This is a genomic window from Paeniglutamicibacter psychrophenolicus (genome assembly GCF_030812255.1).
GTDB classification, from domain to species: domain Bacteria; phylum Actinomycetota; class Actinomycetes; order Actinomycetales; family Micrococcaceae; genus Paeniglutamicibacter; species Paeniglutamicibacter psychrophenolicus_A.
In genome coordinates this window covers 223,522-243,377 of the sequence record NZ_JAUSSH010000001.1, presented here as the reverse complement: position 1 = coordinate 243,377, position 19,856 = coordinate 223,522, and the positions used below count along the sequence as shown (strand labels likewise).

Here is a 19,856-nt window from a genome sequence, read left to right as displayed (position 1 = left end):
CTACGCCACTTCGCCAAAGGAGCACCGTCCCCGTGTTTTTCCTCGATCAGGATTTGATCTATTCCGCATCCGACCTCGTGACGGCAGCGGGCTGCGAGTTCGCTTCCCTGAGCAAGCTCGACGAACGCCTGGGACGCAGCGCCAAGGCCGACTTCGGTCCCGACGAGATGCTCGAACGCACCGCGGTGCTCGGCGACGCCCACGAACACAAGGTACTCGAGGAACTCCGCGCGCAATTCGGCGACTACGACGCGGCGACCGGGCGCGGCGTCAAGATGCTCGCCGCCGGGGTCCGCGGGGACCGCGCCTCCCTGGTGGCCGCCCACGAGGAAACCCACCAGGCGCTGCGCAAGGGTGCCGACGTGGTTTTCCAGGCAACCTTCTTCGACGGGGAATTCGTGGGCTTTGCCGACTTCCTCATCCGCGAGGCCGACGGCTCCTACGCGGTGTGGGACACCAAGCTGGCCCGCCACGCCCGCGTCACCGCCCTGCTGCAGCTGGCCGCCTACGGCGACCAGCTCATCGGCGCCGGGATCCCGGTCGCCGAGCAGACCACCCTGGTGCTCGGGGACAAGACCCACTCGGTGCACCAGATGCACGAGCTGCTGCCGGTGTTCAGGGACCGCCGCGCCCGCTTCAAGGCCCTCACCGCCGCCCACCGTGCCGGAGACGACCCGGTCACCTGGGGCCAGGACGGCATCGGGGCCTGCGGCCGCTGCGACTACTGCGCCACCCAGGTCGCGGCCCACCGCGACCTGCTGCTGGTCGCCGGCATGAGCTCCACCCGGCGCAAGAAGCTCCTCGAGGCGGGCATCACCACCATCGACGAGCTCGCCGCCTCCAACACCAAGGCCCGGGATCCGCACCACAAGCTCGCCGAACAGGCCCGCATGCAGGTCGGTCTCGGAGCCACCGACGGAACCATCGGCGGGGTCGCCTACAAGGTCAACGCCAACCAAACCATTTCCCGGCTCCCGGAGGCCGATCCCGGGGACATCTTCTTCGATTTCGAGGGCGACCCGCTCTGGCAGGACCCCTTCGACGAATCCTGGGGACTGGAATACCTCTTCGGCGTCATCGAGATCGACACCGCCGAACCGGTCTTCAAGCCCTTCTGGGCCCACTCGCGGGCCGGCGAGCGCAAGGCCTTCACCGACTTCGTCGCCTACGTCGAGGCCCGGCGCGCCATCTTCCCGAAGATGAAGATCTACCACTACGCGCCCTACGAGAAGAGCGCGCTGCGGAATCTCTCGCTGCGCCACGTGGTTGCCGAGGACACCATCGATGCGTGGCTGCGCGAGGGACTGCTGGTGGACCTCTACGACACGGTCCGCCACTCGCTGCTGATCTCCGAGCGCTCCTACTCCATCAAGAAGCTCGAGCCCCTCTACATGGGCGAGCACCTGCGCGGCGGGGACGTGAAGGACGCCGGGGCCTCCGTGGTCGCCTACGCCAAGTACTGCGAGCAGCTCGAGGTCGATGCGGCGGCGGCCGCACGGATCCTGGAATCCATTCGCGACTACAACGAATACGACTGCCTCTCCACGCTGCGGCTGCGGGACTGGCTGCAGGGCCTGGTCCCCCACCAACCGCACACGCAGTGGGTGGACGAGGCGGCCCTGCCAGGGGTCGACGACGTGGAGCCCAGCGCGGAGGAAATCGCGCTGCGCGAATACCTCGAATCCCTGCCCGCGGACCGCGCCCTGAGCAACGACGAGCGGGCCATTGCCATGGTCGCCGCCGCCACCGGCTACCACCGCCGCGAGGCCAAGCAATTCTGGTGGGAGCACTTCGACCGCCTCGACCAACCCTTCGACGCATGGGCCGACACCCGCAACGTGTTCCTGGTCGATGACGCCCAGGTGGTTGAGGATTGGCACAAGGCCACCGCCCGCGCCCAGGTGGAAACCCGCGTCACCGAGCTGACCGGCACCATGGCCGAGGGCTCGGACTTCAAGGTCGGCAGCTCCTGGTTTGCCATGTATTCTGCTCCGCTGCCGCCGGAGCTGGAACCCAGCAACGCGCAGCGGGCCGGGCTGTTCAACGCCGTGGTGCGGGAAAACGAGGACCGCTTCGTCGTTGCGGAGAAGTCCAGCAAGAAGGTGGCCCCCTTCGGGACGCTGCCGGTGGCGCTGACCCCGGACCAGCCGATCAACACCACCTCGTTGCGCGAGGCCCTGGCGGAGCTCGCACGCACCGTGGGCGGTGCCCTGCCCTCGCTGCCCAGGCACCCGGGAATCGACATCCTGCGCAAGTCCGCCCCGCGCTTCAAGACCCTTTCCGCCCCGCCTGCCCCGGCGCTGGCCAACGGACAACGCAACGTCGTCGGCGCGATCGTCGAGGCCCTGAACGACCTGGACCATTCCTACCTCGCGGTCCAGGGACCTCCCGGGACGGGCAAGACCTTCGTGGCCTCCCACGTCATTGCCGCCCTGGTCAAGCAGGGCTGGAAGGTCGGGGTCGTGGCCCAGTCCCACGCGGTCATCGACAACGTGCTCACCAAGGCCATCACCGGTGCCGGTGTGCACCCCGAGCAGGTCGCCAAGAAGCTGAAGGCCGGGGACAAGACCGAGGTCCCGTGGGCCGGCACCACCGACGACGCCGTGGAGGAACTGCTGAATTCCGATGAGGGTGCGCTGATCGGCGGCACCGCCTGGACCATGACCGGCAAGCGGGTCCCGGAGGGCTCCCTTGACCTGCTGGTCATCGACGAGGCCGGGCAGTATTCGCTGGCCAACACCCTGGCCGTCTCCCGCGCCGCGACCCGCCTGCTGCTGCTGGGCGACCCGCAGCAGCTGCCGCAGGTCACCCAGGGCTCGCACCCGCAGCCGGTGGACGAGTCCGCGTTGGGCTGGCTCAGCGCCGGGCACCCCACGCTGCCCGGGGAACTGGGCTACTTCCTGGCCGACTCGTGGCGCATGCACCCCGAGCTCTGTGCCAAGGTCTCGGCGCTGAGCTATTCCTCCAAGCTGCATTCGGCCCCCGCGGCCGCCAAGCGCTCACTGTCCCACGTGCCTGCCGGGGTATCCACGGTCTTCGTGGAGCACCGGGGCAACACCACCCAGGCGGTGGAGGAGGCGCACGAGGTCATCAACCAGGTCCGCGCCCACATGGGGCTTTCCTGGATCGGCGACGAAGGCAAGGAACCCCGGCCGTTGCTGGCCGAGGACGTGCTGGTGGTCGCCGCCTACAACGCCCAGGTCAACCTGCTGCGCACCGAACTCGACGACGCCGGGCTGGCGGATGTGAAGGTCGGCACCGTGGACAAGTTCCAGGGCCAGGAGGCACCGGTGGTGATCGTGTCCATGGCATGTTCCTCGGCCGACGATGCCGCCCGCGGCATCGACTTCTTGTTAAACCGCAACCGGATCAACGTGGCGGTCTCGCGCGGGCAATGGCGCGCCGTGATCGTGCGCTCCCCCGCGCTCACGCACTTCCTGCCCGGCACCCCCGCCGCCTTCGCGCAGCTCGGGGCATTCCTGGCCCTGGGGTCCTAGTCTCCGCCCACCCGTCCGACCCCGTGGTGCCCCGTCGAATTCACGCCCCCTTCTCCCTTGCGCCATCTTTCCGGGGGAAGGTGGGGGCATGATGATTGCCGATTCCGCGCCGCACAGCCGTTTCTTCACCACCAATCCCATCGCCGGCAGGGCCCTGGCCGCCGAGCTGCACCGCAATTCCCCGGCCTGGGACCTTGCGGGTTTCCGGTTGCCCTGCACCGATCTCGGGCCCGTGCCCAACCGGAAGCATGCCGGTGATCCGGAGCCGGTCGCTGCGGGCATCGGAAGCACGGTTTCCGTGACGCCGTGAGGCGGCAAATTCCCCGCCGGCCCGTGCCCGCGTGCTAGAAATGAAGTCATGACAACGCGCGCACTGGCCGGAAAAAACGTCAACCCCCTGGGCTTTGGCGCCATGAACATCACCCATGGCTACTCCAACTTCCCCACCGACGACGAAGCCGGGCGGCTGCTGCACGAGGTGCTGGATGCCGGGGTCGACCACCTGGACACCGCCACCCTCTACGGCGGGCACCGCAGCGAAAACCTCATCGGTCAGCACCTGAAAAAGCGCCGCGACGAATACTTCCTCGCGTCCAAGGGCGGCCTGTCCCTGGTCGAGGGCCGCGGGAAGATCGACGGGCGGCCCGACACCCTGCGGGCCCAGGTGGATGCGTCCCTGCAGCGGCTGCAGACCGAGCACATCGACCTCTACTACCTGCACCGGCTGGACCCCGCCGTCCCGGTCCAGGAGTCGGTCGGCGCGTTGGCCGAGGCCGTGGCGGCCGGAAAGATCGGCGGCATCGGGCTCTCGGAGATCTCGGCCGCGACCCTGCGCGCCGCCCAGGCGGTGCACCCGATCGCCGCGGTGCAAAACGAATACTCGCTGGCCACCCGGAATCCCGAACTGGGGACCCTCCAGGCCTGCGCGGAGCTGGGCACCGCGTTCGTGGCCTTCTCGCCGCTGCACCGGGGATACCTCTCGGGCAACCTGCGCGAGACCGCCTCGCTTCCGGCCGGGGACATGCGCCACTCCATGCCGCGCTTCGAGGCGCAGAACTATGCGCACAACCTCGAACTGGTCAACCGGCTGGTCCTGCTGGCGACCCGGCTGGGCACCACCGCCGCCGCACTGTCCCTGGCCTGGGTGCTGGCGCAGGGCGATCACGTCCATGCCATTCCCGGCACCACACGCGGCGACCACCTGGCCGAGAACCTCGGGGCGCTGTCGCTGTCGCTGGCCCCCGCGGAGCTTGCCGAGGCCGGGGAGATCATCAACCAGTCCACGATCGCCGGGGACCGCTACAACGTCCACCAGCAGAAGACCATCGACACCGAGGAATTTGCGCCGGTCCCACAGGGAAAATACTGAACCGCCGTAAAGCGTTGGGGAGCACCTCCGGGGTTCCCACAGTCCGTGGATCTGAAATATTCGGTCCACCTTTCGGGGATCGGTTCCCATTCCGTCGTCCAGGGGTCCCGCGTATTCGAAGACGCCACCGCTAAAGCCAGAGAGCCCCTTTGCGGCTAAAATGTCGCACCGGGCGCCGTCGTCCACACGGAAGGTTGGATGGGCTACGCGAAGCATCCCAGAAAGGGTTTCGACCGCCGACCACGCCCCTGGTCCATGATCCCATCAGCAACTTCGAGTCTTGCCTGCGATGCACCCACCGTGCCGACAGCACCGGGCAACTACGGGTCAAACGGGTCGGGTTCACCTTCCGCTACCCCCATGCGGCACACCCTTGGTTACGTTTCCTCGGCTGCTTGGCCTGGAATCGCATCACGAACCAGCCCGTCTGCGCCAGCTCACCAACGAAAGGCCAAGGAGCTGCCAAAGGTAATCCGGGCTAACCGGCCATGTGCTGCTCAGGTATTCTCAAAGCAACACATGATCGGGATCACTGCAGGCGTAAGTCCCTCGGATAGACTAGGAATAATTCGCGGTCTCACCAGATGCTTCAGACCGCATTAAATCTTGGGGGATACATATGGGCAGACTCAGCACGCGCCCGAAAATGACCATGTGGGCGGGTATGGCGATTTCGGCAGCCCTGCTGCTCACCGGGTGCGGCCAGGCGGCTACGTCGCCAGGAACCACGGTGCCGCCATCGGCGGCACCGGCGTCCGTGACAGAAGCTTCGAGCAGGCCGTCGACTCCAGAGGCGATAGAGAGCAGTCCACCCAGCCCCACCAAGGCGACGCTGGAAACGCACAAGATCGCCAACGCCCACTTCCAGATAACGATGCCTTCAGACTGGAAGCTCGAGAAGCTCACCAATGTTGCCGCCCAGGTTCACAAGGACAGTACCGCAAGCTTCAAGATCGTTGCAGCCGACGGCCGACAGCTTGCGGAGATCCGCACCGGTGGTGAAGAAATCTGGGACATCGTCCCCTTGGCCGGACTGGCAAAGAATACGGTTTTCGATTCAGCGGGTGATGGCGAGTTCGGGGGCCTGAACTATGAATTCCTTTCCTACGATGGCCAGGCGGACCAGGCAGAAATGATGCTCACGGCGCTTGATAGCGATTCTGCCGAGACCTGGGGAGACAGGCTCGAAAGTCTCATTTACGCCGGCGGTTCGGGCGAGTTCAGCGCCGCACTGACCAGTAAGTCTGTGCTTCCCGGCGTAGCCGATTCGGTGAAGGGCGCCGAGCGCTTCAAGGCGTATGCCAAGACGGAGGAGTACTCCCAGCTCAAGAAGGCAATGCTCTCGTTCAAGCAGCTCAAGGACGTAGTTCCGGCCGGCTCGGAATCAGCAACTACTGGCCGATGCGCCGGTGCCAAGTTCACCTACGAGCTGGGCGACTCGGGGCTCTCCTGCGATGAGGCCAAGGCCTTGTTGACGCGGCTGCTCAAGCAACCCATCCACACCGGCGCGGTGGAACTCACGGGGGTCGGCGCCTGCATGTTGCCCGGTCCTACCCAGCCTGGGCACTGCAACGTCGAAAGCACTGGCGGCACCTTTGAATTCTCGATGAGGTAACCCCTCGCTGCCATCCAAAAGCACCCGTGGAGCACTCGTCACGGACGCTTTTGGATGGCAGTCGTGCGAGTGCCTCCACTGCAAGTGGATCAGGGTCGGTTGAACCAAGCCGCATCTCGACGATGGATAGCGTCCTATTTCTCAAATAATTTAGCTGACCCGCATTTATTGAATCAACGCAGCATCGTCATTGAAAGGCACCACTTTGAAAACACCTCGTATCCTGCCCATCCTGGCTCTTTCTTTTGCCGGCACCATGCTTTTCGCTGGCTGTGCTGCCACCGGGGCTGCAACGCCAGAGGAATCCCCAACAACTTCAGCCTCAGCATCCGAGAAGGTGCCCACCCCGATCGAGCTTGTGCAGAAGACCGACCCTGACAACCTTGGTGAGGGCCTGGTCTACACCAAGATTTCGAAGAACAAAGCGGGCCAGTACGTTGAACTGGGTGCCGACAAGGAGTCGGACTTCGCAACATTCGACCCCACTCTGTGGACGAGCACCGGCAAATCATGGACTGAAGCTGACATGGCCAAGGCACAGCTCACGGCAGTGGACTTCGTGTTCGTTGACATCCTTTCGGGCCCTGCCATCGGTGGAAACAAGGAGGATATTGCAGCTCAAATGGAAGGCTTCAGCAAGCGGCTTACTAAGTCGGATCAGGACCGGGGTGGTGCCAAGGAGTGGGCATCACTTTTTGACGGTCCAGTGAGCGAAAACGGACTCGTTGTATGGGCCGAGCCATCTTTGAACTACTTCTCCGGATACGAGATTTACCAGGCGAAGGACTCCAGCCGCTTCCTCAACCCGACGGTTAAGTTGACCTCAGCCAACTCGTACGACAAAGGCGACTTCCTCGATTCGTCCAAGTCCGAAACCGAGATTGACGGTGCCACCGTCACTGTCGAGGCCTACGTCGATTTGAAGCTCACCAAAGACAAGACTTCTTATTCCAAGCCGGTGCAGGTCACTTACGATGTGTTTTTCATGAAGGACAAGGGCGTGATCGGTGTCCACGGTGCCTCCCTTACGAGTGGCCCCACAGAAAACGAGCCAATGACAGCAAACTTCTAGCCCCGGCGGCTACTTCGATGTGGGCCGGTCGGGGTCGATGACGTCCTTGACGTCGAAGAAGTGCTTCAGCACGGGCCGGTCCCCGCGGTGTTCCTTGGCGAATTGCAGCCCGTCGATGTTGATGCGCGCCTGGCGCAGGTAGCCATCGCCCTTCTGCATCCAGGCCGGGGTGGTCCCGTCGACGCCGTAGAAGAAGTCGAACCCGTCCTTCTTGAGCATGTCGTACTTCGTGCCCTTGTACTTCGGGACCCCGGAGATATCGGCACCGAAGGGGTAGATGAACTGGTCGGTGTCCCCGAGGATGGGGCGCACCTCTTCATCCCACAGCAACAGGTCGTGCTTGATCCGCCGGATCGAGCTTGTGGTCATGTTGATGTGTCCCCAGGCGTGCGAGGCAAAGACCCACCCGTCCTTCTTCAGCGCGGTGGCGACCTCGGTGGCCGTGGCGATGTCCGCATCCAGGGACTTCGAATCCGGGTACTCGCTCTTCGAGGTGCGGTAGCCCAGCACGCCGTTGTAGCCGGTCAAGGCGAGGATGCCCTTGGCCCCGCGGTAGGAAAAGTCAGGGTGCTTCTGAACGAACTCGTCAACCACCGGGGGCATGTCGTAGGCGCCGAGGTGCTTCTTGCCCGCCGCATCCACGTATTCGTTCGTGACCTTGCCGTCGTCATCGATCAGCAGCTTAGAGGCGAACCCGTCACCCTTCATGTATTCGTAGTAGCTGACGTCGTCCTCGGAGAGCACCAGCGGCTTCTTGCCCTTGGGCAGGTGGATGTCCCTGTACTTCATCTTCCCGTTGGCATCCAGGGACGCGATGTCCGCCGGGTTCACCAAGACGTAGTCGCGTGCGTAGAGCTCCGCGAGGATCTTCTTGAATTCGTCCAGGGTGACCATGTAGTCGAGGTAGCCCTGCTCCTTGGAATCCCCGTCGAAGGCCCGCTTGGTGTCAACCACCAGGGAGTGGACGAAGAGGTGGGAGATCTTCGAGTTGTCTTCCCACACCACAGTCTTGGCTGCGGCGGCCTCGATGTCCGCCAGTGCCGCCTCGGCCTCGGCCCCCTCCAACCCGGCCAGCGCCTTTTTCGCCGCCGCATAGTCGTAGCCGGCGGCCAGGGCCTTGGCCTGCTCGATCCGTTCGGCCTCGGTGGGCCCCTCGGCGTGTTCGCTGGGGGAAACCAATGATTGCGGGGCAGAGCCCACGGACGTGGGGTCGTACTGGCTCGGGGGCATGTAGGGCGGGGTGGTGCACCCCGCCAGGACCAGCCCCGAGGCAGTCAAGAGGGCCGCGGCTGCGGCCAGGCGTATCCGAAGTTTCATGGCGTGCCCCTCACTTTTCGTCCCGGTGCGGGGATGGACAGTCCCTCGCGCCTCGGGTCACCGGTGTGGTTCAAACGACCTTACCCAGATTGGGGGCAACCTTAAACGGGCGCGCCGATGGACTAGGATTGTTTGGTCAATCCCCAGCAAAAGGACCGTGATGCGACCTACCCACCAGGCGAGCCCGCTGTGGAGTCAGACGCAACAATTCAGGTCGTCCGCCGCCTGGAAATTGCTCTCCACCGCACCCTGGGCCGTGGCTTTCCTGCGCGCCGAATTCACCAGCGCCAAGCCCCGCGTCGGGCTGGAGGTCTTCCATGCCTCCCTCGAATCCTTCCTCAAGGTCGTGCGTTCCGAGGACCCGGCCTTCAACGACTCGATGACCGCCGCCCAATACGCCGATGCCTGGGTGCGCAACCAGTTCCTGGCCCGCCCGCTGGTCGACGGGCACTTCGTCTACGAACCGACAGCGCAGACCGCCCGCGTGCTGAAGTTCCTCTCGGACTTCTCCGGGGACCGCACCAACCTGAACTCCTCCCGGTTGAACACCCTGCTCACGTCCCTCGAATCCCTGGCCCACGAGACCGACCCGGACCCGGCCGCGCGCATCCGCGCGCTGGAGGCGGAGATCGCGCAGCGCCAGGAGAAGATCGCCTCGCTGCGCGACGGCACCACCCCGGCGGTGCTGCCCCGGGAGGGCGCACTGGCCGCGACCCGCTCGGTGCTCGACATGGCTTCCGGGCTGCCGGCCGATTTCAAGCGCATGCGCGACGGGGTCCAGGAGATGCTCCACGCGCTGCGCGGGGAAATCATGGAATCCTCCTCCGTGAAAGGCGTCGCGGTCGGCGCGGTGCTCGAGGGCGACAAGCAGCTGCGCAGCACCCCGCAGGGCGAAACCTTCCGCGGCTTCACCGAGTTCCTGAACTCCCCCGAGGCGCAGGCGCGCTTCCGCGAGGCCGTCAACGAGGTGCTCGAACGCGACTTCGTCGACGCGCTGGACGCGCAGGAACGCCACACCCTGGCCAACATGCTGCGCGAGCTGCGCCGCCAGGCCTCCGAGGTCCACCAGTCCTACGGCCGGCTCTCCGAGTCCTTGCACGCCTACGTGCAATCGGCCGAGTTCAAGGAGGCGGCGATCCTGCGCGAGGCCGTGCGGGCCGCGGAGATCGCGGTGTCCTCCTCCCGCGTGCTGCACTCGCGCACGCCGGTGGCCCCGATCCGGCTCTATGCCCCGCGCTTCACCTCCATTGCCGCGCTGGGCATCTACGACCCGGACGAACATGTCGCCCCGCCCAAGCTGGCTGCCCCGCCGCCGCTCTCGGTCGCCGACATCCGCCGCACCCCCTCCACCCCCGCCCCGGACATCCCGGCGCTGCACCAGGCGATTGCTTCCTCCCGGGCCAAGGCCGGCGGTTCCGTGGGGTTGCGGGACACGTACGAGACGCTGTCCGCGGAACACCGGCACCTGAACACCATCAGGTACCTGATCGAGACGGCTCGCAACGGCGGGGATTCGATCGACGAATCCTCCCTCGAGGAAATCAGCTTCATCCAGGTCAACGGCGCCACACGCACCGCGTTGGTGCCGTCCATGAGCTTTACGAAGGATCCCGCATGAGCAGCACACTTCCATCCGGCGCCGTCGATGAACGCCGCCTCTTCACCGGCGACACGGGTTCCTTCGAACTGCCGCTGCGCCAGCTGCTGGTGCGCCTGCTGCGCGGTCCCTACCTGGACGGGGTCGCCGACCCGCGGCTCTGGCAGCTGCTGCTGGACCGGCGGGCCGACATCGCAGCCTACGTCGCGGAGATCTTCCTGGTGCTCGAGGTCGATGCCAACCGCAAGATCGCGCTGCTGGCCCCGGTGGACCTGGAGGCCGCGCACACCACCGCGATCGCCCCGCGCCGGGCCCTGAAGCGCGAGGAAACGCTGCTGGCCCTGCGCCTGCGCCTGCTGCTGGAACGCCACGCGGGATCCGGGACCGACGCCGTGATCACCCGCGCGGCCGCCCGCGAAATCCTGCTCGAGCACCGTGTGCCCGGGGACACCGATGACAAGAAACTCGAGGAGAACACCGATGCGGCCCTGACCCGGCTGCTGAACCTCAAGCTCATCCTGCCCACCGAGCTGGCCGACGAGTACAAGGTCTCCGGTGCGCTGGCCCTGGCCTTGCCCTTTGCCGCGATCGAGGAAATCCCCGACTACATCAAGGCCATCGAGCGCGTGGGCACCGATGACACCGACGAATTCGAGCTGGAGACAGAAGAGCCATGAGCATTGAAATGACCCTCCCGCTCTCCGATGCGTTGAACCCCGGACAGCACCGACTCACCCAGATCCAGGTCATCAACTGGGGCACCTTCCACGGCCGGCACACCCTGTACGTGGACCGCGCCGGAACGCTGCTCACCGGGCACCCCGGCGTGGGCAAGTCGACCCTGTTCGACGGCATCGGGCACATCTTCCATGCCGCCCCGCGGCTCAACGAATCCGCGCACGAGGCCTCAACCCGCAAGGACCGCCGCACCACCTACTCGTACATGCGCGGGCGCCGCTTCAAGACCGAGGCCGGGACCCTGTACCAGCGCCCCGGCGCCACCTGGAGCGCCCTGGCCCTGGTGTACGAGGACGGACTGGGCTCGAACGTGTGCATCGGCGCGATCTTCGACCTGCCCGCCAACGGCCTCGAGGGCCAGGTCGGCAAGCACTACGTGATGGGCGACCGGGTGCTGGACACCGCGGCGCTGGAGGAGCACGGGGCACGGCGCTTCACCCCGTCCTCGCTGCAGAAGTCGCTGCCCGGCTTCGAGGCCTTCGACGTGCACCGCGCCTTCGCCGAGAAGTTCCGCCGCCGCCTGGGCATCGACAACGACAAGGCGTTCTCGCTGCTGCGCACGCTGCAGAACGGCAAGGGACTGGACAAGGGCGTGAACCAGTTCTTCCGCTACGAGGTGCTGGAAATCCCCGCGACCATCAAGGCCGCCGCCGGGGCCATCGAGGACTTCTCCCACCTGCGCGGCATCCACCGCCAGCTCGAGGAGGCCCGCGCCCAGCGCGACGCCCTGGCCTCGGTGCCCGAGCAGAAGCTGCGGCACGACGAGCTGAACGCCGAGCTGGCCACGCTCAACGCCCTGGTTTCCACGCAATTGCCGGCCTACGGGGCGCAACTGGCGACCCGCGCCCTGCAGGGCGAGACCGGAACCCTCACCGCGGCGGTCGAGGCCAACTCCGCGCTGATCGAGGAGAGCGCCGCCCGCAAGGAGACGCTGGAGGCCAAGGTCTCCTCGCTGAACGAGCAGCACGAGGCCGGAGGCGGCGCCGGGCTGGCACTGCTGGAGCGCGAAGCGCAGGCCGCCCGCAGGAACCTGGCCGACCGCGAGGCCGTGCTGTCCACGCTGCGCGAAAACTTCGAGGCCGTGGGGCTGAACTTCACCTTCACCGCCTCCGGGCTGCAGGCCATGCGCCGGCAGGCCGCGGTCAGCGCCGAGAATCTGGCCTCCATCGCCAAGGACGCGCGCACCATGGAGTACGAGGCCATGGCCTCGGTCATGAACCTGAGGGACCGCGCCAAGAAGCTGCGGCTCCAGATCGACTCCTACGCCAAGCGGGGCTCCAACATCGACGACCGGTCGATCGCCGCCCGCCGCGCCATCGCCGCGTCCACCAACCTGGACCTCGAGGACCTGCCCTTCGCCGGGGAACTGATCGATCTGTCCCCCTCCCACGGCCAGTGGCGTCCCTCCGCCGAAAAGGCGCTGCGCTCCCTGGCCACCACGCTGCTGGTGAAGGGCGAGGACATCAAGTCGGTCACCCGGGCCATCGACTCGCTCTCCGGGTTGGGCCGGATCCGCTGGATGGACATCTCCAAGACCCCGCGCGAGGTCGTCTCCGGCCCCGGGGACCTGGTGGGCAAGCTCGACTTCAAGCACTCGGAGGCAGGCATCTGGCTGCGCGCGAAGATCGCCGCCGACTACCCGCTGGCCTGCGTCGAATCCGATGCCGGCCTGCACATCCACGACAAGGCCATCTCCCTGGCCGGCACCATCAAGACCGGGTCGGGCACCTTCGAGCGCGACACCCGCGGCGTGGCGGCCTCCGACTACCTGCTGGGCTTCACCAACGCGGAGAAGATCTCCGAGCTGGAAACCAAGCTGGCCGCCCTCGAGGCGGAGACCACCCGCGCCGCCGCGGTGGCCGATGACCGCTCCGCGGCCAAGGACCAGCTCGCCGCCAAGCTGGCCCTGCTCGGCTCCCTGGCCGGGGACGACCGCTCCTTCGCTTCCCTGGACGCCTCCGGCGCGCTGAACACGCTGCAGGACCTGGAGGCCCGCATGGCCGAGGCGCTGTCCAAATCCGGGGACCTGTCGCATGTGCGCCGCTCGCTGGAGGCGGCACGTGCCGAACTCGAGGAATGCGTGGGCACCCTGGCGGTGGCCCGCGCCGAGGCAACCACGCTCGCATCCGCCCTGGACAGGGCGCAGAACGCGTTGCGCGCCGCATCGGTGCGCGAGACCACCACCGAGGCCTGGGCCGCCGAAAAGCTGGCCGCCAGCGAACAGCTGGCCCCGCTCATCAAGCGCCTGGACGAGGGGGCCGCGGTGTCCACCACCGAGCTGGAGGCATCGCTGAACGCGCTGGCCCTGGCCCTGTCCGAGTCCGGGGCCGAGCTCAAGCGCGAGGCCTACACGCTCGAGGCCTCGCTGAAGGACACCTTCAAGGCCTTCGCCCGCGAGTTCGGCAATTCCGCCGCAGCCTCCTACGGCACCTCGGTGGAGTCGGCTGAGCACTACGTCGCCCTGCACCAGGGCATCATCGAGCAGGGGCTGCCGCAGCACGAGGAGGAGTTCCGCGAATACTTCTCCAACCGCTCCTACGAGCGCTTCTCGGACCTGTTGCAGTTGCTGGAGGAGGAACGCCGGTCGATTGCCGAACGCATCTCCCCGCTGAACCAGATCCTGGCCGATGTCACCTTCGAGCACGGGTCCAGGCTGGCCCTCGAGGTCGCCACGACGGTCCCCGACGAGGCGCGGGCCTTCCGCCAGGCGCTGAAGGAGGCGCTGGCCGGCGCGTATTCCTCCCGCGGCGCCGGGACGCTGAGCGAGAGCTACAAGGCGCTCGAGGCCCTGGTGGATGCGCTGGATGATTCCTCGCGCGCAGCCTGGCGCGACACCGTGCTGGACGTGCGCCAGCACGTGACCATCAGCTGCAACGAGCACAAGCCCAACGGCGAGGTCGAGACCGGCCTGGAGCCCGGAACGCTTTCGGGCGGCGAGGGCCAGCGCTTCACCTCCTTCATCATGGGCGCGGCTCTGGCCTACCAGCTGGGATTCGCCACCGCCGGGTTCACCGCCTACGGCACCGTGATGATCGACGAGGCCTTCATCCAGGCGAACTCCGAGTACGCGGCCGCCGGCATCAACGCGCTGCAGGAATTCGGCTTCCAGCTGCTGCTCGCGGCCCCGGAGGACAAGATCGACCTGTCCCGGCACCTGGGATCGGTGTGCGACATCATCAAGCACCCCGAATCCAACGTCTCCGGATTCGTGGCCTCGGGCCGCTCCCCGGCCGTGGCCACGAGCATCATCTTGCGATAGGACCTCACACAATGGTGCTCCGGGGCGTTTACAGGGTGTGGAGATGACAACGAACCCCGCCTTCGAGCTGGTGGTGCGCAGGCACGGCACCTCGGTGCTGCGCATGTGCACCGCCCTGCTGGGCCCGGGACCCGATGCGCAGGACGCCTGGAGCGAAACGTTCCTGGCGGCCCTGCGCGCCTACCCGGCACTGGCCGCCGGAGCCAATATCGAGGCGTGGCTCATCACCATCGCCCGGCACAAGGCCATCGACATCCTGCGCGCCAACCACCCCGTCCCCATGGACGAGCTCCCGGAATCCGCGGTGCTCCCCGAGCTCACGGGGCAGCTGGAAATGCTGGATTCGCTGGCCTCGCTGAGCGAGCTGCAACGCAAGGTCATCGGCTACCACTATCTGCTCGGGTTCCCGTACGCGGACATCCCGGCGTTCCTGGGCGGCAATCCCGCATCGCTGCGCCGGGCCGCCGCGGACGGCATCAAGGCCATGCGCAGCCAACACCACGAAGCGGAGGAAGAATCATGAGCGAACTTGCCATGCACGAGATGGATGTCCTGCGGAGCCAGCTGGCCGAACGGGCCGCGGCCGAGGGGCTGATCGATGTTTCCTACCGGCTGGTGGACTCACCGGTGGGGCAGCTGATGCTGGCCGCGACGGAGCGCGGGATCGTGCGCGTCGCCTTCACCGCGGAGGACTTCGACGCGGTGCTCGGCACCCTGGCCGAGAAGGTCGGGGTGCGGGTGCTGCACCGTGCCGCACCACTGGATGCGGCGGCGGCCCAGCTCGACGAATACTTCGCGCATTCGCGGACGGGCTTCGAGTTGTCCCTCGACCACCGGCTGTCCAGCGGCTACCGCTTGGAAGTGCAGCTGGCCCTGCCGAAGATCGGCTACGGGCACACCGTCAGCTACAAGGAGATGGCTGCGCTGACCGGTCGCCCGGCGGCGGTGCGTGCGGTGGGCACCGCGTGCGCCACCAACCCGCTGCCGATCCTGGTTCCCTGCCACCGGGTACTGCGCAGCGACGGTTCCCTGGGCGGCTACCTCGGCGGCCTTGAGGCCAAGAAGGTCCTGCTGGACCTCGAGCATGACCGCTTGGCCGGCCCGTCGTCCTAGGCGGTGGATGCCGATGACAGGGCGCGCCCGTTTCCAAGGCCCGGATCCCGGGCAACCGCCGTGTCCAACCCGGAACGCCGCACGGCCAAGACCGTGACATCGTCGGGATTGCTGTTGCCGGAGGCCATCTGGTGGACCGCGTCCACGATGTCCTGGGCGCGGTCGGCGTTCAATGCCAGCGCCGCAACCTCGTCGATGGCGGCCAGGGTTCCGTCGTAGAGGTCCAGCACCCCGTCGCTGAAGCTCACGATCATGTCGCCCGGGGCGAGGGTGATTTCCCGGGACGTCCAGGTCGCATCGGGCATCAGCCCCACGGGCATCTCGCCCGACCCCAGCCGCTCCCAGGTGCCGCCGGCGCGCACCAGCAGGCTCAGGCCATGCCCGGCGTCCGAAAAGAGCACCCGGCCGTCTTCGGCCCGGAGCCTGGCGTGGAAAAGCGTGGCGAAGGCCGCAGCTTCGCTCAGCTCGGTGGCCAGGCAGTCGGAGGTCAGCATCAGCGCCCGCACCGGGTCCTCGCTGTTGCGGGCGCTGCGAATCACCGCACGGGTGGTCGCGGCGATCATGCCCGCCCCGGCACCCTTGCCCATGACGTCGCCCAGGGTGAACCCCAGGCCCCCGTCGATCGCGTACCAGTCGAAGAAGTCCCCGCCGACGGCCTTGGAGGGGATGCAGGCCCCGGCCGTCTCGTAGCCCTCCAGGATCGCCGACTGCTTCGGCAGCAGGAAGCGTTGGATCTGCGCGGCGCGGGCCAGCTCCTCGGAGGCCTTGGCCGCCTTCCTGCTGACCGAACCCAGGTGCCGCCGCGCCCGTGCCGCCAACTGGTTGATGACCAGCGCGGCAACGGCATAGACTCCCGCGGTGATCAGGCCGCGGGCCAGTTCGTTGGGGTTGTCCGCCACGCGGGCGCCCAGCAGGAACGGCACGCTGGTCGACAACGCGACCCCGAACACCGCATACAGCACATAGCGCCGTCCTTGCAGGGCCGCGAACCAGAGCACCGGCAGCAACAGCAGCGAGGAAAACACGGAGTGGCTTTCGCCGGTGCCGTGCCGCAGCAGGCCGACGGCCACGACGTCCAGCGCCAGGACAATTGTGCCGAAGCGTGCCAGCTTCGGCGGGCGAAAGACGATCGCCAGCACCGTCGCGGCGCCGACCACGCAGAGCCCGGCGACCAGGGACGGCACGCTGCTGACGACAAGCGACGGGATGACGGCGCTCATGGCCGCGGCGGCAAGGTAGAACACCACGAAGGGCAGCTGCTTGCTGAACGGGGACAGGTCGTCGAGTCCGGCCAGGACGCGCGGGGGGCCAGATGTCATGGAACTACCAGCCTCATACGTGCGGCGACGAGTCGCGGGACAGGACCCAGATGTTGGTGCCGTCCTGCCGGACAAAGGTGACGGTGCTGACCAGGGCCCGGATCAGCGCCAGGCCGCGCCCCGACTCTGCCTCCGGACCGGGCATGGACCCGGTCGCGGACTCCAGCTGGGGATCGGTGGCGCCGAAGGCGCTGATCTCCGCGCGCAGGTTGTGGGTCCTCACGCTGATCTCCACCCCCAGCTCCACGGGCGTCGGGTACTCGGGCATCGCGTGTTGGACGATGTTCGAGGCGGCCTCGATCACCGCGGTGGCAAAGGTCATGCGGTCCATGTCCGGGACGAAGGGTGCATCGGCCCATAGCTCGTCGAGCAGGATGTGGACGGCCTCGATGGACTCCGGGACGGCCTGGTCTCGGAAGCTGCGGGCGGCAATCAGCTCAGTCATTGCCGAATGCTTCCTCGGTCGTGGAGTACGAGGTCAGCACCCGGTCCATGCTGGTCAGTTCCAGCACCATCTTCACCTGCGGCTGCACCGCGGCTATGCGCAGGTCCCCGCCGGCCTGCCGGGCGGCCTTCAGGCAGCCGATCAGCGCGCCGAGCCCCGAGGAATCCATGAAACTGGTCTGGGCGAGGTTCACGACGATGCGGCTCGAGCCACTCGAAACGACCTCGCCGACATAGGCCCGCAGGGTGGGTGCCGAGACCATGTTCAGCCGGCCGGAGGCCAGCACCTCCGTATACGATCCCTTGGCCTGGTGGCTAAGCTCCATCGAGATTCCTTTCCGTTTCCACCGGGAAATCCGGCGACAAATTGCATGGATCTGTCGGGTTTGCGCCCGGGCCATGGCCGCGGTACCGCACGGCCTTGAACAGGACGCTGAGCACCAGCAGGTCGAAGACGACCCAGGCAACGTTCACCAGCGTACCGACCGGTTCGGCCAAACCCGTGGCAAGGCGCACGGTTCCGGCCACGGCGGCAACCACCAGAAGCGCGGCAACCGCAAGCTGCGGGCGGATCAGGCTCCAGCGCGGCCCGCCGGATTGCCGGGACTTCGGGGTGACTGCGAAGCCCAGCGGGCGTCCGAACCAGACGTTCCGGGCCGCGGTGGTGCAGGCCTTGATCCAGGTCGGGAACAGGGCCAGGCTGTATTGCTGGCCCCGCCACGTGGGGATGCCGCGCCCGGCGACGGCAAAGAGCACCTGGTTCACGACCATGAACGGAATGAACCGGATGAAGAAGTCAGCGCTGAGGCTGGACACCGGCAGGATGCCCAGCAGGAGATAGATGGCGGGGGCGGCGAAATAGACGATGGCTGCAAAGCCGCTGAGGTAGCTCCACATGGTGGAGAAGTACATCAGCCGCTGGCCCCACTTCAGGCCACGCTGGGTCAGCGGGTTTTCCCTCAGCAGCACCTGCATGGTCCCCTGGGCCCAGCGCAGGCGCTGGGTCATCATGGTGCCGATGTCCTCGGGGGCCAGGCCGTAGGCGAGGATCTCATGGTGGTAGACGCTCTGCCAGCCGCGGGCGTGCATCCGCATGGCCGTGGCCATGTCCTCGGTGACCGAGATCGTGGCCAGCGGCATGAGCGGCTGTGCCTCCCCGGCGCGCTCCACCGTCAGGGCATCCAGTACCGCCTGGACCGATTCCATGGCGCCCAGCGGGGACCACTCCCGCGCCGAGAGCCGTTGCACTGCTTCGTCGGTGATCACCTTCACCCCGGTGTCGCCCACGGCAGCCAGGTCCATGGCAGCGATCTCCTGAAGGTCCGCCTGCAGCGCGTGCACATCGGCCTGGACCAGGGTTCGGACAGCGGCGCCCACCTTGCGCTGGACCTCGTAGGTGAGTTCGCTCAGCGACTTTCCGGCCGCCAGCTGGCTGTCGGCTTGGGCGATGGCGGCCTCGACCTCGTCCAGCATCGCACCGACCAGCGGCGAGTCGGCATCGGCAGCCTTCCGGCCCTGCCGGATTGCCTTCTTGGAAGCGGCCAGAGCCCGGCGAATGCTCTTTTCGGTCTCCCGGACATAGCCGAGCAGGCCGAGTTCCATGAGTGCCTCGCGGCGCAGCACGGCGTTGGAGCCGCAGAAGAAGGCGGCGTTCCAGCCGTCCTTGCCCTGTTGGATGGGGCCGTAGAAGAGCGGGGCCTGGCTGCCCAGCGGGTCGTCACCGGGGACATTGGTGAAGTATTGCGGGGTCTGGACCAACGCGACCTTCCGGTTGTTGAAATACCCCAGGGTCTTTTCGAGGATGTCGGGTTCCGGAACCTGGTCGGCATCCAGGATCAACAGGAATTCGCCCGCGGTGACCATCAACGCGTTGTTCAGGTTCCCGGCCTTGGCATGCCGCGGTTTGTTGGCCCAGTCCTCGCCCCGGGTGACATACCCGAGCCCGTGCTCGGCCGCCAGCTGCCGCAGTTCCGGCCGGTCCCCGTCGTCAAGGATCCAGGTGCTGTGCGGGTGCCGGATGCGGGCGGCGGCCAGCGCCGTGTTCATGACCATCTCCAGCGGCTCGTTGTAGGTGGTGACGAAGACATCCACCGTCGCGTCCGGACGCGCCGGCGGCGCCCCGGTGCGTTCCTTCAAGCGCCACACCGTCATCCCGAACAAGAGCACGTCAATCAGGCTGTAGGTCTCGGCGACAATCAAGGGGACCGCGATCCACCAGGCGTCCCAGTTCAACGAGGCCGCCCAGCGCCAACCAATGTAGTTCACGCCCAGTATCAGCGTGAGTACCACCATCAGGCGTGTCCAAAACCGTGCCATGCCCAGCCTTCCAGCTGCTCCGTTTGACCACCTGCACGGACCTACCGCGCAGCACCCGGCGGCAGTGCTTGGACACGGCCCGGGCGTGGGAACAAGCCGAACATATCACGGTTGACCAGCACGAAGATGCCGGAATCGGGTCAGGTGGGCCTTGGCCGGCAGGGACCATCCGGCCCAGGGGCCGGAGAGCGGGAAGGCCC

General features: G+C 66.8%; 15 protein-coding genes. 10 read left to right on the top strand and 5 right to left on the bottom strand.

Going from position 1 to position 19,856, the window contains the following annotated elements; all coding sequences use genetic code 11:
- The first annotated feature begins 32 nt into the window (after positions 1–32).
- The 5 genes from J2T21_RS01085 to J2T21_RS01065 all read left to right on the top strand — a co-directional run bounded on the left by J2T21_RS01085 (position 33) and on the right by J2T21_RS01065 (position 7,553).
- Positions 33–3,497 carry a TM0106 family RecB-like putative nuclease gene (locus J2T21_RS01085; RefSeq protein WP_307577583.1) on the top strand — a complete coding sequence of 1,155 codons (3,465 nt, stop codon included), beginning with the start codon at positions 33–35 and terminating at the stop codon, positions 3,495–3,497.
- A gap of 88 nt (positions 3,498–3,585) precedes the next feature.
- Positions 3,586–3,807, top strand: coding sequence for a hypothetical protein (locus J2T21_RS01080; RefSeq protein ID WP_307577581.1), 222 nt, complete (start codon positions 3,586–3,588; stop codon positions 3,805–3,807).
- Positions 3,808–3,855: 48 nt separating this feature from the next.
- Positions 3,856–4,866, top strand: a complete 1,011-nt coding sequence (locus J2T21_RS01075; RefSeq protein WP_307577579.1) for an aldo/keto reductase — start codon at positions 3,856–3,858, stop codon at positions 4,864–4,866.
- A 619-nt stretch (positions 4,867–5,485) separates the two neighbouring features.
- Positions 5,486–6,481: a hypothetical protein gene (locus J2T21_RS01070; RefSeq protein ID WP_307577577.1), complete on the top strand. Its 996-nt coding sequence runs from the start codon at positions 5,486–5,488 to the stop codon at positions 6,479–6,481.
- Positions 6,482–6,671: 190 nt separating this feature from the next.
- Positions 6,672–7,553: a hypothetical protein gene (locus J2T21_RS01065; RefSeq protein ID WP_307577575.1), complete on the top strand. Its 882-nt coding sequence runs from the start codon at positions 6,672–6,674 to the stop codon at positions 7,551–7,553.
- Between the two features lie 9 nt (positions 7,554–7,562).
- Here J2T21_RS01065 and J2T21_RS01060 read toward each other — a convergent pair whose 3' ends face one another.
- The gene (locus J2T21_RS01060; protein WP_307577573.1) at positions 7,563–8,870 is read right to left on the bottom strand and encodes a polysaccharide deacetylase; all 1,308 of its coding nucleotides are present in this window, start codon (positions 8,868–8,870) and stop codon (positions 7,563–7,565) included.
- A gap of 160 nt (positions 8,871–9,030) precedes the next feature.
- Between J2T21_RS01060 and J2T21_RS01055 the strand changes: the two genes are divergently transcribed.
- From J2T21_RS01055 to J2T21_RS01035, 5 genes are read left to right on the top strand one after another with little or no spacing between them, the layout of a single operon-like run.
- On the top strand, positions 9,031–10,488 hold the full coding sequence (locus J2T21_RS01055) for a DUF3375 domain-containing protein (protein WP_071216043.1): 1,458 nt from the start codon (positions 9,031–9,033) through the stop codon (positions 10,486–10,488).
- On the top strand, positions 10,485–11,144 hold the full coding sequence (locus J2T21_RS01050) for a DUF4194 domain-containing protein (protein WP_307577571.1): 660 nt from the start codon (positions 10,485–10,487) through the stop codon (positions 11,142–11,144). Before J2T21_RS01055 ends, J2T21_RS01050 begins: the two co-directional genes overlap by 4 nt.
- A complete protein-coding gene (locus J2T21_RS01045; protein ID WP_307577569.1) occupies positions 11,141–14,464 on the top strand; it encodes an ATP-binding protein in 3,324 nt (1,107 codons plus the stop codon). Before J2T21_RS01050 ends, J2T21_RS01045 begins: the two co-directional genes overlap by 4 nt.
- A gap of 43 nt (positions 14,465–14,507) precedes the next feature.
- Complete coding sequence (locus tag J2T21_RS01040) at positions 14,508–14,987, top strand: RNA polymerase sigma factor (protein WP_071216046.1); 480 nt, start codon at positions 14,508–14,510, stop codon at positions 14,985–14,987.
- Positions 14,984–15,577 (top strand): methylated-DNA--[protein]-cysteine S-methyltransferase, encoded by a 594-nt coding sequence (locus J2T21_RS01035; protein WP_071216047.1) that lies wholly within the window; start codon positions 14,984–14,986, stop codon positions 15,575–15,577. Before J2T21_RS01040 ends, J2T21_RS01035 begins: the two co-directional genes overlap by 4 nt.
- Here J2T21_RS01035 and J2T21_RS01030 read toward each other — a convergent pair.
- From J2T21_RS01030 to J2T21_RS01015, 4 genes are read right to left on the bottom strand one after another with little or no spacing between them, the layout of a single operon-like run.
- Entirely contained in the window at positions 15,574–16,896 is a 1,323-nt protein-coding gene (locus J2T21_RS01030; protein ID WP_307577567.1) for a PP2C family protein-serine/threonine phosphatase, read from the bottom strand. The two genes, J2T21_RS01035 and J2T21_RS01030, sit on opposite strands and share 4 nt — an antisense overlap.
- 13 nt (positions 16,897–16,909) lie before the next feature.
- Positions 16,910–17,341, bottom strand: a complete 432-nt coding sequence (locus tag J2T21_RS01025) for an ATP-binding protein (RefSeq protein WP_307577565.1) — start codon at positions 17,339–17,341, stop codon at positions 16,910–16,912.
- Complete coding sequence (locus tag J2T21_RS01020; protein WP_307577563.1) at positions 17,334–17,666, bottom strand: STAS domain-containing protein; 333 nt, start codon at positions 17,664–17,666, stop codon at positions 17,334–17,336. The genes J2T21_RS01025 and J2T21_RS01020 overlap by 8 nt, the downstream gene beginning before the upstream one ends.
- Positions 17,656–19,656, bottom strand: coding sequence for a glycosyltransferase family 2 protein (locus J2T21_RS01015; protein ID WP_307577562.1), 2,001 nt, complete (start codon positions 19,654–19,656; stop codon positions 17,656–17,658). The genes J2T21_RS01020 and J2T21_RS01015 overlap by 11 nt, the downstream gene beginning before the upstream one ends.
- Positions 19,657–19,856: the final 200 nt, after the last annotated feature.